The following is a 13,682-nucleotide window of genomic DNA, read 5'->3' as shown; positions in this document are numbered from 1 at the left end:
GTCAGTTCGCACTCGCGACCGCTTCGGCTCCGACGATTCCTTCAAGCGTGGACACATACGTGGCAAGGGCATCGTCAATGGACACGCCTGCGACAACGTCCTCAGTGAGCTGCTGGATGGCGACAGAAACCTCCGGGTACTCAGCTACGCCTGGACGATAGGACGTAATCGGCAGAACGTTTTCCGAAACATAGGTGAGCATGGGTTCGTTGGGCAGGAGCTTTTCATTAACATCGAGCCGCGGAGAGATTGACAACGTGCCTTTTGCCCGCACCTCGAAAGCCTCCGGTGAGCTCATAAACGTCAATAATTCCCATGCTTCTTCAGGGTGCGCACTGGCAGGATTGAGAACCCTGGCGACACCACCTGACATTGAAACGAAGTCCTGCGAGCGCACGCCCTTTCCTGGCTGCATCGCCGGAATCAGCGTGTAGCCGACAACTTCCTCACGGTTCTCAATCGGAGCTGTTCCCACACCTTCAGCCGGGTTGATCACTGACCGCCACAGGTAATCGCCTTCAAGAAGAATACCGATCTTACCGGCCGCAAATTCAGCGAAGGAATTATCACGCCCAGCGCTCTCCTGCTGCAGGATCGGGTCACCAAGTTCTTCATCAACATAGATGGTCTTGTAAAGGTTCACAACTGCGCGCATCCCAGGGGTATCGCCGCGCCATTTGCCATTTTCCCACAGCTGCTCCCCGGTTCCCACCAGCATTGGGAGGAAGCCCTGCATTGTGGTTGCTTCACCCATTGCCGTACCGGCATTGAGCTGGATCGGTGTGATTCCATCCAGTTTTTTCAGTTGGCGTGCCGCATCGAGAACGTCATCCCACGACTTCGGTTCCCACGGTTCAGGAAGCCCAGCCTTAGCGAAGAGCTCCCTGTTGTAGTAAAGGACGCGGCCATCAGCGCCCACCGGAACACCATACAGATCATCGTTGAAGGACGCGGCATTTTGAACAGCTTCAGGGATCTGCTCCCAGCCATCCCACTGGCTAACCGCATCTCCTACAACCTCTTTCAGCGGCTTAATGTAGCCTGCCTCCGCGAATTCCCCGATCCAGATTCCGTCCAGTCCGACCACGTCAGCGCTCTTGCCTGATTCAAAGTCAAGCGCAATCTTGGTTTTGTAGTCTTCATCGCCAACCCCCTGCGGGATGAACGTCACCGTCACATCTTTACCCGCCTGAGCCTGAGCTTTTTCGAATTCGGGAATAACCCAGTCCTGAATCCATTCGGCTTCAGCCGCTCCCTTGCCTCCGGCAATCGAGTTGGCAGTGATCGACAGCGAAATGGCTCCCCCATCTTCGCCCGAGGATTGCCCCGCATCCGGCTGATCGCTTTCGCCGCCTGAACCCGATGAACATGCGGTGATGAAAGTACACGTTGCTGCAGTTAACAAAGCTGTGTGAACAAGACGATTGTGACGCTTCATGATGTGAAAACCTCTTTTACGCGTGAGCTGTATTGGTACAAATTCTGATTGTCAGATTGTCAGATGGTGTTCACTGTCTGATCCGAAGGGGCCGCCGCGTCAAAAGAACAGGCACGCGGCGAGCTGTTCTTCGAGTCACACCCAGTCTTATTCGCACTCACCTACTTGTCAACCAGGATGCGACATTCATCCGAAACATCTCGTCGCGTGCCGTCAGCACATGGTGTGCTCAGTTTCTGTTCGGCATATCCTCCATGCGCGTGCGTCGCGAACGTGGCGTATACCTGCGGTCCAGAACGACGGCTGCCGCGCCGATGGCGCCGGCATCCTCGTCCATAATCGACTCCATGATCTGCACGTCACGGTGACGCTGAGTTGCAGACTCCGCCAGCAGATCCTCCACAGCTTTCTGGTAGTAGGGCTGCAGTTCCTTGAAATACGGACCGCCCAGCACGATCAGGTCAGCATCAATGAGTTCTACTGCCCCCACCGTCAGAGTTGCGATACGCTGCGCAGCTGCCTGGAGGATGTCGCGTGCTTCCTGGTTGCCATTTTCGGCCTTGTCACACACCTGGTGCAGAGCTTCGCGCACAGCGTGGTGGTCGGCGCGCGGCGGAAGATCACCGTCGATGGCACCCTTTCCGTGAGCCCGCTCTACAAGCAGAGCAGGATCGTTGTCGAGGCCACCGTCGCTATCCTCTTCGAACATGCCCAGCGTCTTCAGGATTGTGCCCACTTCACCGGAGTTACCGGACGCTCCGGCAAGCGGCTCACCATCGACCGCCAGGCCAAGTCCGATTCCGGCACCCAAGTATACGAAGACCATCGTTGAATCCAAGATGTCGCCACCGCGCACCCAGCATTCACCGATCGATGCCGAAATCGTGTCTTTGACAACCGGAATGGGCTTTTCAGCTCCCAGCCCTTCCGCCAGCAGTGCACCCAGCGGCGCGTCCTGCCATTCAGGAAGCCAGACGGATTCCCTAAGCGATCCGTTCGCCACGTCAACAACTCCAGGCACTGCCATGCACACGCCGACAATTCTGTCTTCCGGCACACCGGTTCGTTCCACCAGCTCCCGGATCCTTCCGGCAGTCTGCTTCATCGCCTCAACCGGATCAGCCAGGGTTGGCTCATCGGAATCGCTGGAGGCAACGACACGGCCTTTCATGTCGAGCATAACCAGGCTGGTCACCGCCGGATCGACGTGAACGCCGATCGAGTAGGCAGCTTCCGGGACCAGATCAACGATGACGTGGGGACGCCCTCGTCCACGAAAGTCCGTGCCGATTTCCCTGAGGACGTCGATGGACAGCAGGTGACGAACGATTGCCGACACTGTTTGAACCGACAGCTGGGTGCTTGCGGCAATATCACGCTGGCTCGCAGGTCCCAGACGTCTTAAAGCATTTAGGACAACTTTTTCGTTATATTGACCAACTTCTACCAGACTGGTCCCGATTCTCATCTTCCCCTCCGTTAGAGTATTGAGCGACCATCCGCAACGGTGGCAGCAACAAACATAATCACCTACTACTTTACGCAACTTGAAGTCCAATTAGGCGGCACAATAGGCCTATGCACAGGATTAACGACCATTATTTCAACGGAGGGCAGGCAGTTGTCGCTCAGGGAGGGGCTGAAGAGCCTACCCCTGCGTCACTCCTGGCCGGCGCCGTCAGTGCAGCGGACGCGCCGCATCCCCTGTCGGTCTTCGATCTATTTCGCATTGGGATTGGGCCTTCCTCGTCCCACACGGTTGGCCCGATGCGCGCGGGGCTGGCCTTTGCCACCGAGCTGGAGTACACCGACACTGCACCCGAACGAATCACAGTGGACCTGTACGGGTCGCTGGCAGCAACTGGACGAGGCCACAACACCGACCGAGCCACCTTGTTGGGACTGGCCGGCTACGACCCGGAAACCGTGAACATCACCACCGTCGAATCGCTCTTCCCCACGGTCAGCCGCACAGGAATTTTGCCCGTGGGCGCCCACCGCTCCGTGTTCTTCGACATCGCGCGCGATATTCGTTTCGAACCTGAAACGATCCTGCCGTACCACGTCAACGCGCTGACCATCACGGCGTGGGCAGACCAGATGTATCGGCGCATTGCGCGCAGGCGCACCTTCTACTCCATCGGCGGCGGTTTCGTCATGATGCAAACCAACGATGACACCGCCCATCCGGAGGTGACATCCCTCGTAGCTCCCGATGCTGCCGACATTCACGGATGTCAGGCTCCCTATCCCTTTGCATCAGCCCGCGAGCTGCTGGATCAGTGCGCATCCCAGCAGCTGTCCATCGCAGATCTCGTCTACGCCAATGAGCGGTCGATGCGTCCAACCGAAATGGTCGACGGGTACATTGACCGCATCGCCGCGACGATGTTCAGCTGCATCGAAGCGGGAATCAGCGCGACCGGGATCCTGCCGGGCGGACTCGATGTGCGTCGACGCGCCCACACATTGTTCACTCAACTGTGCGCCCAAGGTAACCGCCCTCAGCATGGCAATTCTGCAGCACCATCGTGGGCCGAGCGACCTGACGATCCGATGCGCGCAATCGACTGGGTCAACCTGTTTGCACTGGCTGTCAATGAGGAAAATGCGTCAGGTCACCAGATCGTCACTGCTCCGACGAACGGAGCAGCCGGCGTCATCCCCGCCGTGCTCGGATACCTTGTGTCGTATTGCCCTGAGGCGGGGGCCACCACGTTTACGCCCAGCGTCGACTCATCTCTGTTCGCCAGTGATGACGAGGGCGGCTCGGGTATGCGCCGCACCCGAGCCATACGCCAATTCTTGCTCGCAGCCACGGCCATCGGCGCGCTGATCAAGACGAATGCGTCAATCGCTGGTGCCGAAGTGGGATGCCAGGGCGAAGTGGGATCAGCATCTGCGATGGCTGCAGCCGGACTGGCTCAGGCTCTGGGTGGTTCACCACTCCAGGTGGAAAATGCGGCGGAGATCGCCATGGAGCATTCTTTAGGGTTGACGTGCGATCCTGTGGGAGGTTTGGTGCAGGTTCCATGCATTGAACGCAACGCGATTGCCGCCGTCAAAGCGATCAACGCAGCCCGTATGGCACTATGGGGCGACGGGAGGCACACAGTGAGCCTCGATGCCGTGATCGAAACGATGCGCCAAACCGGTAACGACATGTTGTCGAAATACAAAGAGACGTCAGCTGGCGGATTAGCCGTCAACGTCGTGGAATGCTGAATGAGAAGGTGACGAAATGGCTCCACCACCGAAGCGATACTGGGGCGTGGCGAAAGGCGCGACCCTGATCCTCGGCATCGTCATCATTGCGTTGTCACTTCTTGGCGAGGGAACATGGCGCCTGCGCATGGCACCCACCATATTTGAAACCCGGCACCTGTTCATCGCCGTCGCCGTCTTCTTCGTGGCGACCTGTGCGCACGGCATTTCCCTGTCATATGTACGGGGTCTGTGGCAGCACATGGTGGCGTGGTCTGTCGGCGCCATCGCCGCAATCGGCATGATCATCGCACTGGCTCACATCGTGGATCAGCGCGTGCCCGATGAACTCAGCGTCCTGGTTCCGCGTCTCGGTATCCTCGTCGTCGGTGTCATCATCGTATGCATCGGGTTGTGGCGCGAGACTGACGCCCTCCACGAGCACAATGATCACAGGGAAAACAACTGGTATGTCCGTACCTCGCGGGTTCTGCGAGCCGCCCACTTCTGGACCCCGGAGGAAGCCGAGGCGCAGGTGCGTCTGGCACGTGCCGACCTGCAACACGCCCAGTCGCACCTGACTGAACCGGGTGAGGCCGACGACCTGGATCCGTGGGAGTATTTCGGCACGCCTGAGGAGTATGCCGCGCGTTTGACGTCACGCCCGGAAGTGACATCGAATCCCCTGCGCACTGCCCGCTGGTACTACCTGATGACGGCTCTCGTTCTGGACGGCTGGGCCACGTATCGCACATTCGTCCATCCGATGAACTGGCTCACCGTGGTGTTACACCTGCTGGCCCTGGTCGCGGTCTTCCTGTTCGTATGGGCATCCATCACGTTGCATCAAAGTGGCCGCTAGGCGCCCTCGACAATGAAAGGAGGGACGCATGAGTGAGGTGAAAGCCCTAGGAGCCGGACGTTTCGCGCCCTCTCCGTCGGGGGATCTGCATGTGGGTAATCTGCGCACCGCGGTGCTGGCGTGGCTGTGGGCGAAGGCAACGGGCCGGCGTTTCAAGTTACGCATCGAGGATCTGGACCGGGTGCGCTCAGGAGCAGCTGACTCGCAGATCGCTGACCTGACGGCGCTGGGTCTGATGTGGGATGCGCCAGTCATGTATCAGTCAACCCGCCTGGATGTGCACCGCCGCGCGATCGACTACCTGGTGGAGCAGGGGCTGGTCTTCGAGTGCTACTGTTCGCGCCGCGATATTCGTGAGGCTGCGTCGGCTCCCCACCGTCCGCCCGGCCACTATCCCGGGACGTGCCTGAACCTCAGTGATGCGGAACGAGGGCGACGCCGAGCGGCCCTGGCTGAATCCGTCAGGCGTCCGGCGCTGCGGCTGCGCGCCCCGATGGATGAGTGGACCATTCACGATGAGCTTTACGGTGAGGTGCGCGCTCCGGTCGATCATTTTGTCATTCAGCGCTCCGACGGTACGCCCGCTTATAACCTGGCGGTCGTACTGGACGATGCGGCGCAGGGTGTGGATCAGGTGACGCGTGGTGACGACCTGCTCAGTCAGGCGCCGGCGCAGGGAGCGCTGGCCGACATGCTTGGAATCGACCAGGTGAATTTTGTCCATGTCCCGTTGGCGCTCGCCGCAGGCACCGGTCAGCGCCTGGCGAAGCGCGATGGCGCGGTGACGCTGTCGGATCTGCGCAAGCTGGGGTGGACGGTTAGCGACGTCATTGAGTGGATCGGTGAATCACTGGGGGTTCGCGGTGCGCGTTCGATCAATGATCTTTCTGACGCGTTGGATCTGTCGGCGCTTCGCGCCTTGCCGCGAGAGCCCTGGATGGTGACGCCGCCCTCGCAAATAAAGCAAAACCCCGACCGGTGGATCGCACCGAGCGGGGCCGCTGCGCGCTCGAAGGGACTCGAACCCCCAACCTTCTGATCCGTAGTCAGATGCTCTATCCATTGAGCTACGAGCGCAGTGCCGTTTGGCTGAACTTAACTTTAGACCGTCAGGCGCCTGATCTTCAAATCGAATTGGTGTCAACGTCGCCACATTCACAGTGTGGACACCACTGGTGCGTCGGCGGGTGGTGCGGGCTACTATCAACCCATGACACACGGGCATTCACCAATTCGCGTAGCAATTAACGGGTATGGCAACCTTGGCAAGGCCGTTGAGCAGGCAGTTCAGGCCGCTGAGGATATGGAGCTGGTCGCAGTGTTTACACGACGCGATCCCGCAACGATCAAGCCACAATTCTGCGAAGCTGTCGCTGTGAGTGATGCGCCTCAGTGGCGTGACAAAGTTGACGTGTGTGTGCTGTGTGGCGGATCCGCTACGGATCTGGCAGATCAGGGTCCAGAGTTTGCCGCACTGTTCAATACGGTTGATTCTTTCGACACTCATGCGAAGATTCCCGAGTATTTTGCTGCCGTTGATGCTGCCGCTGATGCCGAGGGGCACCTCAGCGTGATTTCAACCGGCTGGGATCCCGGTCTGTTCTCACTGGCCCGTATTATCGCCCAGTCCGCTCTGCCGGATGGGAAGACCTACACGTTCTGGGGTCGTGGCGTTTCGCAGGGCCATTCCGATGCTATCCGGCGGATCGAGGGTGTCGAAACCGCTATCCAGTACACGGTGCCGGTCGAAGAAAACAGCAAGCGGATTCGTGCCGGAGAGGAACTCGAGCTGACCACGCGTGAGCAGCACACCCGCGAGTGTTTCGTTGTAGCGGCCGATGGGGCTGACCGCGAACGCATCGAACGCGAGATCGTCACGATGCCGAACTACTTTGCTGACTACGACACCACGGTCCACTTCATCAGCCGTGAAGAGTTCGACCGTGATCACACAGGCATGCCGCACGGCGGAGAGGTGATTCGCAGCGGTCACACGGCCGGTGGTGCGCGCCAGGTTGTCTCCTTCGGCCTGACGCTTGAATCAAACCCGCAGTTCACGGGTGCTTTCGCGACGGCTACTGCCCGCGCGGTTGCCCGACTGGCCCGCGAGGGACGAACTGGTGCGATGACCGTCTTCGATATTGCGCCCGCCTACTATTCACCGCTGAGCGCCGAGGAGCTGCGCTCCCAGCTTCTGTAACCTAGCGTGGGCGTGGGTGAGCGACACCGTTAAGACGACAGTGCGGCGGTAAGTTCGACCAGGCTCGGGCATGTTGCCGGGCCGCGCCGCGTCACTGACAGTGCCGCCGCCACGTTCGCGACGCGCACCGCTTCATTAAGCTCGCTTCCGCGTGCCAGCATCGCGCAGACCACGCCGCAATGCGTGTCCCCCGCACCGTTCGTGTCAATGGCATCAACCGCATGCGGCGCGATGGTCTCGACTCGGCCGCCCGCCGCAACGAACGCACCCTTGCCGCCTTGACGCACAATGACGGGCGCGTCCACTGTTTCAGACAAAGACAGCGCAAGCTGTGAGGCATCGTCCGTTTCGTCAATCTCGACACCGAGCGTGCCCGCAACAATGCGTGATTCGCGGGCATTGAGTGACCAGATCGGATACACAGATGCCACAGTTTCCAACGTGTCGCGGTCGATGTCAGCCACCATCGTGGAGGGGTCGAACACGATCGCGGGTTTCTCATCGGAATCAGCCGACTGCTTAACCGTGTGCGTGCGCAGCCGTTCAATCAGCCGCAGCAGCGCGGCCTTAGGAGCTTCATCAACCAGCGAATACCCCGTCATATAGACAACGTCCCCCACACCCAGTCGAATATCGTCGTAGGCGTCCAGTGGAGTGTTGAGTTCAGCGCCGCGGGTCGAAACAAAGGTGCGTTCAGCGTTGCGATCCGTCATCGCCACACAGATTCCGGTGTCCATCGTCGTGTCGCGATACCCGCTGGCAACGATTTTTTCGCGTACCAAACGTTCGCGCGCAATATCGGCCAACGGCCCGACTCCCAGTCCGCCGGCGTATTCAGCGATGATGCCCATCTGACGCACGGCGTACATGACGTTGAAACCGCCGCCCACTTCAAGCCCGTATCCGTCAGCAAAGATCTCCGTGGACGGTTGTGGAATGTGGTCGATATTCATGGTCAGGTCGACGACGACCTGACCGGTGTGGATGACGCGACCCACCTGCTGCGTTGTCATGGCGATCCTGCTCCTAGTTGTCCAGCGATGCCTGGCGCGAGTGTTCGTCAATGAGTGCCAGTTCGTCCTCACTGAATGCCGCATTGTCGAGGGCGCTCACCGAATCAGCCAACTGAGCAGCCGATGAGGCACCGACCAGAACCGTGGTGACGCGCTCATCTTTGAGCAACCATGCGAGCGCCATCTGCGCCAGTGACTGTCCACGCTGGGAAGCCAGCTCATTCAAAGCCCGCAGATGGCTGACTCGATCCTCGGTCAGTACATCGGTGTGGAGGAAGCGTTGTTCACACATACGCGATCCGACAGGGACACCCTCGTCACCCAAATACTTGTCGGTCAGGAGGCCCTGAGCAAGGGGCGAAAAGACGGCCATGCCGAGTCCCTTTTCACCGCAGGTGTCCATGAGGCCGGATTCGACCGAACGATCCAGCATGGAATAGCGGGGCTGATGGACGATCAGCGGCAGGTGTACCTCCGCTGCCAGGGCAACGGCGCGTTCGGTGTCGGCCGGGGAATACGACGAGATGCCGGCGTACAGAGCCTTACCCGAGCGCACAGCTTGTTCAAGGGCGCCGATCGTTTCCTCCAGCGGCGTGGTCGAATCGAAGCAGTGTGAGTAGAAGATGTCCACGTAGTCCAGACGCATGCGGCGCAGTGACTGATCCAGGGAGGCGAGAACGTATTTGCGACCACCGCCGCCTTTCCCGTAGGGACCGTCCCACATGTCGTAGCCGGCCTTGGTGGAGATGACCAGTTCGTCGCGGTAGGGGCGCAGGTCGTGGTCCATGTGGTATCCGAAATTCTTTTCGGCAGAGCCATACGGTACGCCGTAGTTATTGGCGAGGTCGAAGTGGGTGATCCCCAGATCGAAGGCCGTGCGAATAATCTCCCGCTGCACACTGATGGGGTGGTCATCACCGAAGTTATGCCACAGACCCAGTGAGATGGCAGGCAAGTCCAGTCCAGATGCACCGCAGCGCCGGTAGTGCGCACCTGGCCCACTGTATCGGTCAGGGTCCGGTGCCCACGGGCGATCGATCTGCTGTGGTGCGATAGGAGTTTCTGATATGTGCGTGTTCACCATTGGACTGCCTTCATTCTTTTCTCGCTCTGAGCAGTTTGTTCGTCTTCAGTATGGCCCACTGCGTGTGCATCAGCGAACCACTGCCGCGATGATCACGTTAACACCAACTGGTCAATCAGACTTTCAATGTGCGCGCAATAACGTACACTGGTGAGGAATTCGCACAGGGATGACCCTGACGACTAATGAAGATTCGACACGATGACGACTGTCGGAACTGGGAGTATGACGTGACTTTGACAGATCAGGAAGCACAATCTTCGCACGAACAACAACGCGCAGATATTGACGCTGCACACACGGCGCTGGGAATTGAACTGGGTTCCACCCGCATTAAAGCTGTTCTTATCGACTCGCACTTCCAGGTGATTGCCCAGGGTGGATTCGAATGGGAAAACAAGCTGGTTGACGGATTGTGGTCCTATGGGCTGGCCGACGTGGAACGAGGCGTGCAGACCGCCTACCGCGCGCTAGCCGACACCGTGAAGAAGGAATTCGACGTCACGCTGACTCGCGTCGGCGCGATCGGCATTTCCGCCATGATGCATGGCTACCTGGCCTTCGATGCCGATGGCAAACAGCTGGTGCCGTTCCGGACGTGGCGCAACACAAACACGGGGCCTGCCAGCGAAAAGCTCACTGAACTGTTCGACTTCAACATTCCGCTGCGCTGGTCGATTGCTCATCTGTACCAGTCGATTCTCAACGAGGAACCGCACGTCACGGACGTGGCGAAGATTCAGACCCTCGCGTGCTACGTCCACGAACGTCTCACGGGTCGTCACGTGCTGGGCGTGGGCGACGCCTCGGGCATGTTCCCCATCGATTCCACCACCGTTGACTACGACCAGGAGCGACTGCAGCAGTTCCGCGACCTCGTCGCAGAAAAGGGCTTCCAGTGGGACGTTGCAGACCTGCTGCCCACAGTTCTGGCAGCGGGCGACGATGCAGGTGAACTTACCGCCGAGGGCGCACGCTTCCTCGACCCCAGCGGTAACCTCGAAGCAGGAATCGCGATGTGTCCGCCTGAAGGCGATGCAGGCACCGGCATGGTGGCTACGAACGCTGTCGCACCGCGCACCGGCAACGTTTCGGCCGGCACGTCCATCTTCGCGATGGTCGTCCTTGAGAAAGCCCTGAAGAAGGTGCACATTGAGCTTGACCCTGTCACAACGCCCGACGGCTCCCCGGTTGCGATGGTGCACTCCAACAACGGTTCCAGTGAGCTGGATGCGTGGGTGAAGATCTTCCGCGAGTTCGCTGAAATTGCCGGCGTCGATATTCCCAAGCCACGCGTTTACGACCTGCTGTACGAGCATGGCCTGACCGGCGATCCCGACGGCGGTGGCCTGGTCGCCTTCAACTTCCTGTCCGGCGAACCGATCGTCGGCGTGGAAACCGGTCGACCCATGTTCGTCAACCCGCCTGCCTCCACATTCAACCTGGCAAACTTCATGCGCACACAGCTCATGACGCCGTTCGCCGTGCTGCGCCTGGGCATGAACATTCTGACTGAGGACGAGGGTGTCCAGGTGGACCGCTTGTTCGCTCACGGTGGCCTGTTCAAGACACCGATCGTCGCGCAGCAGTTGATGGCTGGCGCTTTGGGTGTGCCCGTTGCGGTTGGAAAGAGCGCCGCCGAAGGTGGAGCATGGGGCATCGCAATCCTGGCGAAGTTCCGCGCAGACCGTGCCAATGGGGATGCTCAGTCCCTGCCGGATTATCTTGCCGAACGCGTCTTTGCCGACACCGAATCCTCGGTCATTGATCCTGTCGCCCGCGATGAAGAAGGTTTCGAGCGCTTCCTGACCCGCTACCAGGCGGCCATCAGTGTTCAGCAGGAAGCCGGCCGGGCACTCTCCACTCACTCGCAGCACGAATCAAATGACTGATTCAAAGGACTCGCGTCCCAATATCGTCCTGATTTGTGTCGATCAGTGGCGGGGTGACTGCCTCTCCAGTCTGGGCCATCCGGATGTTCAGACCCCCTACCTGGACCGTTTGGCTGGGATGGGCGCACAGATGTCGCGTACGTATTCCGCGGCTCCAACATGCGTGCCGGCGCGCATGTCACTCATGACGGGCATGAGCCCTCAGTCGCACCGACGCGTCGGCTACCAGGACGGCGTCACATTCGACGTGGCTCCCACCTTGCCGCAGTGTCTGAAAGAGGCCGGTTACCAGACGCAGGCGATCGGGAAAATGCACTACTGGCCCGAACGCACGCGAATCGGATTTGATGACGTCCAGTTGCACGACGGCTACCTGCATGTCTCACGCGATCGCACACGCGATGTGGCGTGGTACGACGACTATCTGCCGTGGCTGCGCGACCAGGAGGGCGCAAACGCTGTCGAGGATTACATTGATTCCGGCTTGGAATGCAATTCCATCGTTGCCCGTCCGTGGGACAAGGCAGAACGTCTCCATCCGACGAACTGGGTTGTCAGCGAGGCGATCCGCTGGATGTACCGGCGCGATCCTGACTGTCCATTCTTCCTGTACCTGTCGTTCCACCGCCCGCACGCGCCCCTCGACCCGCCTGCATGGGCGTTCGAGCAGTACGATTCGGCCGAGTTGACTGATCCTCCCGTGGGCGACTGGGCTGATGAGCTCATGGAAGATGAGCAGCGCGCCTGGGATCCGACAGCACTTGCAGCCGTCTATCATCCGCGGTCCGTGCATCGCGCGCGTGCCGGTTACTTCGGACATATGACCCATATCGACACTCAGGTGTCACGATTCCTGCAGGCTCTGTTTGAATTCGGCGTTGACTCCAACACGTATGTGGTCTTTATTTCCGATCACGGCGACATGATGGGCGACCACCATCTGTGGCGCAAGGGATACCCCTACGAAGGGTCCGCTCACGTGCCATTCCTCGTGAGAGGTCCCGGCATCCCTGCAGGAGCGCGCGTCGACCAGCTGACCGAACTTCGCGATCTGATGCCCACCTTGTTGGATCTGGCTGGCGTACCCGTGCCTGAGGGCGTGGATGGACGGTCACTGGCACCGTTCCTGCGTGGACAGGATGCGTCGTGGCGCACCTACATCCACGGTGAGCACACGTTATTCGGCCAGTCACTGCAATGGATTGTCTACGAGCATTTCAAGTATGTGTGGTACTCATCGTGGGGCACCGAACAGCTTTTCGACCTGGCCGACGACCCGCACGAGCTTCACAACCTTGCTTCAGATCCGCACTACGAGTCAGCGTTGAAGAAAGCGCGCGGCTACCTCATTGCCGAACTCGAAGGTCGTGAGGAAGGTTTTGTTGACGAGGGAGACCTGGTGACTGGGCGACCTGTTCACGCCGTCCTGACTCAGCCCCATCCGCCGCTGGATGAGGGCCGGTAGGCGGCTAGCGTGGCGAGCTCGGTGACGATGACTCGTCGAGCAGTGCGCGCAGCCACGTGAGCTGCTTGCCCCCCTTCACCATTTGTCCACCTTCGTGCTGATTGAAGGGGTAGACGACGATTTCGGGGGCGTCCCCGGTCTGCGATGCATCAGTCCTGCCCCACCAGTTGCGCGCCGCAAACACGGTCGAAGGTGGGCAGGTCATATCCATCTCCTCTGTTGAAAACAGAGCCGGCGTGTCGGCAGTGACTCTCTTCGCCAGGTTCACTGCGTCGAAGTAGGACAGCGTGGTGAACACCGTGGCCACCTTGTGGCGCATGATCGACAGGTAGCGGGAAATTTCCTCGTAGGGTTCCTGTCCCGTCATGCCCACGGCGCGTTCCAAGTGGCACAGGAACGGCACGTCCGGCATGGCTGTGAAACCCGGTGGTTCAGTGCGGTCGCTGCAATTGGGAGGCCGCCCTGGCTTCCTCCGGCAGTGATGATCCGGTCCAGGCGTCGCTATGCGGCGCTGACACTTGCCG

11 protein-coding genes and 1 tRNA gene are annotated in these 13,682 nt (G+C 59.8%); 6 read left to right on the top strand and 6 right to left on the bottom strand.

The window, feature by feature from the left end:
- Position 1: 1 nt before the first annotated feature.
- On the bottom strand, positions 2 to 1,438 hold the full coding sequence (locus tag AC1EJ1_RS00155) for an extracellular solute-binding protein (RefSeq protein ID WP_285015952.1): 1,437 nt from the start codon (positions 1,436 to 1,438) through the stop codon (positions 2 to 4).
- Between the two features lie 229 nt (positions 1,439 to 1,667).
- Positions 1,668 to 2,906: an ROK family transcriptional regulator gene (locus tag AC1EJ1_RS00150; protein WP_285015953.1), complete on the bottom strand. Its 1,239-nt coding sequence runs from the start codon at positions 2,904 to 2,906 to the stop codon at positions 1,668 to 1,670.
- Positions 2,907 to 3,016: 110 nt separating this feature from the next.
- Here AC1EJ1_RS00150 and AC1EJ1_RS00145 point away from each other — a divergent pair, with 110 nt between their 5' ends.
- From AC1EJ1_RS00145 to gluQRS, 3 genes are read left to right on the top strand one after another with little or no spacing between them, the layout of a single operon-like run.
- Entirely contained in the window at positions 3,017 to 4,663 is a 1,647-nt protein-coding gene (locus AC1EJ1_RS00145; protein ID WP_480295147.1) for an L-serine ammonia-lyase, read from the top strand.
- 16 nt (positions 4,664 to 4,679) lie between these two features.
- Positions 4,680 to 5,504: a hypothetical protein gene (locus AC1EJ1_RS00140; protein WP_480295146.1), complete on the top strand. Its 825-nt coding sequence runs from the start codon at positions 4,680 to 4,682 to the stop codon at positions 5,502 to 5,504.
- Between the two features lie 28 nt (positions 5,505 to 5,532).
- Positions 5,533 to 6,543, top strand: coding sequence for a tRNA glutamyl-Q(34) synthetase GluQRS (gene gluQRS, locus AC1EJ1_RS00135; protein WP_480295145.1), 1,011 nt, complete (start codon positions 5,533 to 5,535; stop codon positions 6,541 to 6,543).
- Here gluQRS and AC1EJ1_RS00130 read toward each other — a convergent pair.
- A tRNA-Arg gene (locus AC1EJ1_RS00130) sits at positions 6,509 to 6,581 on the bottom strand. The genes gluQRS and AC1EJ1_RS00130 overlap by 35 nt on opposite strands.
- Before the next feature lie 133 nt (positions 6,582 to 6,714).
- Between AC1EJ1_RS00130 and AC1EJ1_RS00125 the strand changes: the two genes are divergently transcribed.
- Positions 6,715 to 7,704: a diaminopimelate dehydrogenase gene (locus tag AC1EJ1_RS00125; RefSeq protein ID WP_480295144.1), complete on the top strand. Its 990-nt coding sequence runs from the start codon at positions 6,715 to 6,717 to the stop codon at positions 7,702 to 7,704.
- A 29-nt stretch (positions 7,705 to 7,733) separates the two neighbouring features.
- Here AC1EJ1_RS00125 and AC1EJ1_RS00120 read toward each other — a convergent pair whose 3' ends face one another.
- Positions 7,734 to 8,717, bottom strand: a complete 984-nt coding sequence (locus tag AC1EJ1_RS00120) for a PfkB family carbohydrate kinase (RefSeq protein WP_480295143.1) — start codon at positions 8,715 to 8,717, stop codon at positions 7,734 to 7,736.
- A 13-nt stretch (positions 8,718 to 8,730) separates the two neighbouring features.
- Positions 8,731 to 9,801, bottom strand: coding sequence for an L-glyceraldehyde 3-phosphate reductase (mgrA, locus tag AC1EJ1_RS00115; RefSeq protein WP_480295142.1), 1,071 nt, complete (start codon positions 9,799 to 9,801; stop codon positions 8,731 to 8,733).
- A gap of 230 nt (positions 9,802 to 10,031) precedes the next feature.
- Here mgrA and AC1EJ1_RS00110 point away from each other — a divergent pair, with 230 nt between their 5' ends.
- Both AC1EJ1_RS00110 and AC1EJ1_RS00105 read left to right on the top strand, forming a co-directional pair.
- Positions 10,032 to 11,693: a xylulokinase gene (locus tag AC1EJ1_RS00110; RefSeq protein WP_480289080.1), complete on the top strand. Its 1,662-nt coding sequence runs from the start codon at positions 10,032 to 10,034 to the stop codon at positions 11,691 to 11,693.
- Positions 11,686 to 13,158, top strand: a complete 1,473-nt coding sequence (locus AC1EJ1_RS00105) for an arylsulfatase (protein ID WP_480295141.1) — start codon at positions 11,686 to 11,688, stop codon at positions 13,156 to 13,158. The genes AC1EJ1_RS00110 and AC1EJ1_RS00105 overlap by 8 nt, the downstream gene beginning before the upstream one ends.
- 4 nt (positions 13,159 to 13,162) lie before the next feature.
- On the opposite strand, the gene AC1EJ1_RS00100 is transcribed toward AC1EJ1_RS00105, so the two are convergent.
- Positions 13,163 to 13,570, bottom strand: a complete 408-nt coding sequence (locus AC1EJ1_RS00100) for an acetylxylan esterase (protein WP_480295140.1) — start codon at positions 13,568 to 13,570, stop codon at positions 13,163 to 13,165.
- Between the last annotated feature and the right edge of the window lie 112 nt (positions 13,571 to 13,682).

Source organism: Pauljensenia sp. C0170B4 (genome assembly GCF_056590235.1).
This window is presented reverse-complemented; position numbering and strand designations above follow the sequence as displayed.

Coding starts and splice junctions, on each gene's coding strand:
- AC1EJ1_RS00155 (WP_285015952.1), bottom strand. CDS start 1,438: ATGAAGCGTCACAATCGTCTTGTTCACACAGCTTTGTTAACTGCAGCA.
- AC1EJ1_RS00150 (WP_285015953.1), bottom strand. CDS start 2,906: ATGAGAATCGGGACCAGTCTGGTAGAAGTTGGTCAATATAACGAAAAA.
- AC1EJ1_RS00145 (WP_480295147.1), top strand. CDS start 3,017: ATGCACAGGATTAACGACCATTATTTCAACGGAGGGCAGGCAGTTGTC.
- AC1EJ1_RS00140 (WP_480295146.1), top strand. CDS start 4,680: ATGGCTCCACCACCGAAGCGATACTGGGGCGTGGCGAAAGGCGCGACC.
- gluQRS (WP_480295145.1), top strand. CDS start 5,533: ATGAGTGAGGTGAAAGCCCTAGGAGCCGGACGTTTCGCGCCCTCTCCG.
- AC1EJ1_RS00125 (WP_480295144.1), top strand. CDS start 6,715: ATGACACACGGGCATTCACCAATTCGCGTAGCAATTAACGGGTATGGC.
- AC1EJ1_RS00120 (WP_480295143.1), bottom strand. CDS start 8,717: ATGACAACGCAGCAGGTGGGTCGCGTCATCCACACCGGTCAGGTCGTC.
- mgrA (WP_480295142.1), bottom strand. CDS start 9,801: ATGGTGAACACGCACATATCAGAAACTCCTATCGCACCACAGCAGATC.
- AC1EJ1_RS00105 (WP_480295141.1), top strand. CDS start 11,686: ATGACTGATTCAAAGGACTCGCGTCCCAATATCGTCCTGATTTGTGTC.
- AC1EJ1_RS00100 (WP_480295140.1), bottom strand. CDS start 13,570: ATGCCGGACGTGCCGTTCCTGTGCCACTTGGAACGCGCCGTGGGCATG.